We start from the raw sequence: 2916 nt of genomic DNA, 5'->3' as shown, positions 1-2916 counted from the left end.
TCATGTTTGAGTCCGGCGGCGTCCTACTCTCCCACACCCTCCCGAGTGCAGTACCATCGGCGCTGGCGGGCTTAGCTACCGGGTTCGGAATGAGACCGGGCGTTTCCCCACCGCTATGACCACCGAAACACCTATCAGCGTACGAAACCAGCAACCCAACCCGTGCAGACCGTTACCGGCCAGCCCCAGGGTGGGGTGGTTGTTCGTTTGCTGTGAATCACACAGTGGACGCAAGCGCAAAATATTAGATGGTTAAGCCCTCGGCCTATTAGTACCGGTCAACTCAACACGTTACCGTGCTTACATTTCCGGCCTATCAACCCAGTAGTCTAGCTGGGAGCCTTACCCACTCAAAGGTGGTGGGATACCTCATCTCGAAGCAGGCTTCCCGCTTAGATGCTTTCAGCGGTTATCCCTTCCGAACGTAGCCAACCAGCCGTGCCCTTGGCAGAACAACTGGCACACCAGAGGTTCGTCCGTCCCGGTCCTCTCGTACTAGGGACAGCCCTTCTCAAGTATCCAACGCGCACGGCGGATAGGGACCGAACTGTCTCACGACGTTCTAAACCCAGCTCGCGTACCGCTTTAATGGGCGAACAGCCCAACCCTTGGGACCTGCTACAGCCCCAGGATGCGACGAGCCGACATCGAGGTGCCAAACCATCCCGTCGATATGGACTCTTGGGGAAGATCAGCCTGTTATCCCCGGGGTACCTTTTATCCGTTGAGCGACACCGCTTCCACACGCAAGTGCCGGATCACTAGTCCCGACTTTCGTCCCTGCTCGACCCGTCAGTCTCACAGTCAAGCTCCCTTGTGCACTTACACTCAACACCTGATTGCCAACCAGGCTGAGGGAACCTTTGGGCGCCTCCGTTACCCTTTAGGAGGCAACCGCCCCAGTTAAACTACCCACCAGACACTGTCCCTCGACCCGATCAGGGCCGCAAGTTAGATACCCAAACCCAACAGAGTGGTATTTCAACATTGCCTCCACCTGAACTGGCGTCCAAGCTTCACCGGCTCCCACCTATCCTACACAATTAAATTCAGATACCAATGTCAAGCTATAGTAAAGGTCCCGGGGTCTTTCCGTCCTGCCGCGCGTAACGAGCATCTTTACTCGTACTGCAATTTCGCCGGGCCTGTGGTTGAGACAGTGGGGAAGTCGTTACGCCATTCGTGCAGGTCGGAACTTACCCGACAAGGAATTTCGCTACCTTAGGATGGTTATAGTTACCACCGCCGTTTACTGGCGCTTAAGTTCTCCGCCTCGCCCCGAAGAGCTAACAGGTCCCCTTAACGTTCCAGCACCGGGCAGGCGTCAGTCCATATACATCGTCTTACGACTTGGCATGGACCTGTGTTTTTAGTAAACAGTCGCTTCCCCCTGCTCTCTGCGGCCATACCACGCTCCACCCGCAAGGGGCTTCACGCGTCCGGCCCCCCTTCTCCCTAAGTTACGGGGGCAATTTGCCGAGTTCCTTAACCACAGTTCACCCGTCGCCTCGGTATTCTCTACCTGACCACCTGTGTCGGTTTAGGGTACGGGCCGCTCGAAACATCGCTAGAGGCTTTTCTCGGCAGCATAGGATCACTGACTTCACCAGAACGGCTCGGCATCACGTCTCAGCCTTCATGCGGTGCGGATTTGCCTACACCACGGCCTACACGCTTACCCCGGCACAACCACCGGCCGGGATCAGCTACCTTCCTGCGTCACCCCATCGCTAAACTACTACCAACCAGGGTCCCGGCCTCCACCAACTCAGACCGAAGTCCTCGCCGGCATCGGGCGGTTAGCATGGAAAGGTTCGTCTTGGGCGCTTCTTTGCGGGTACGGGAATATCAACCCGTTATCCATCGACTACGCCTCTCGGCCTCGCCTTAGGCCCCGACTCACCCAGGGCGGATTAGCCTGGCCCTGGAACCCTTGGTCATCCGGCGGAAGGGGTTCTCACCCTTCATTCGCTACTCATGCCTGCATTCTCACTCGTATGGCGTCCACGACTGGATCACTCCGCCGCTTCACCCGCCATACGACGCTCCCCTACCCATCCACACACCTGGACCATCACCTCAAGGGCAACAGCCTGGTTAAAATGTGAATGCCACAGCTTCGGCGGTGTGCTTGAGCCCCGCTACATTGTCGGCGCGGAACCACTTGACCAGTGAGCTATTACGCACTCTTTAAAGGGTGGCTGCTTCTAAGCCAACCTCCTGGTTGTCAATGCGATCCCACATCCTTTTCCACTTAGCACACGCTTAGGGGCCTTAGCTGGCGATCTGGGCTGTTTCCCTCTCGACTACGAAGCTTATCCCCCGCAGTCTCACTGCCGCGCTCTCACTTACCGGCATTCGGAGTTTGGCTGATTTCAGTAAGCTTGTAGGCCCCCTAGACCATCCAGTGCTCTACCTCCGGCAAGAAACACACGACGCTGCACCTAAATGCATTTCGGGGAGAACCAGCTATCACGGAGTTTGATTGGCCTTTCACCCCTAACCACAGGTCATCCCCCAACTTTTCAACGTTGGTGGGTTCGGTCCTCCACGCAGTCTTACCCACGCTTCAACCTGCCCATGGCTAGATCACTCCGCTTCGGGTCTAGAACATGCGACTAAAGACGCCCTCTTCAGACTCGCTTTCGCTACGGCTACCCCACACGGGTTAACCTCGCCACATGCCACTAACTCGCAGGCTCATTCTTCAAAAGGCACGCCATCACCCCAACAAAGGAGGCTCTGACGGATTGTAGGCGAACGGTTTCAGGTACTATTTCACTCCCCTCCCGGGGTACTTTTCACCATTCCCTCACGGTACTAGTCCGCTATCGGTCACCAGGAAGTATTCAGCCTTACCAGGTGGTCCTGGCAGATTCACAGCAGATTCTAGGAGTCCGCTGCTACTCGGGAAAA

The 2916-nt window shown here is 56.5% G+C and carries 1 rRNA gene and 1 other annotated feature (1 of these 2 only partly in view); the gene reads right to left on the bottom strand.

Features of this window, described 5'->3' with window-relative positions:
- Nucleotides 1-10: 10 nt before the first annotated feature.
- Nucleotides 11-127, bottom strand: a 5S ribosomal RNA gene (rrf, locus tag ACFQV6_RS44045).
- A gap of 121 nt (nt 128-248) precedes the next feature.
- Nucleotides 249-2916, bottom strand: a sequence feature (most likely nonfunctional fraction of RNA operon) (it continues 1724 nt past the right edge of the window).

This window comes from Actinoplanes sp. GCM10030250 (assembly GCF_042666575.1).
In the GTDB taxonomy this organism is placed as follows: Bacteria; Actinomycetota; Actinomycetes; order Mycobacteriales; family Micromonosporaceae; genus Actinoplanes.
This window is presented reverse-complemented; position numbering and strand designations above follow the sequence as displayed.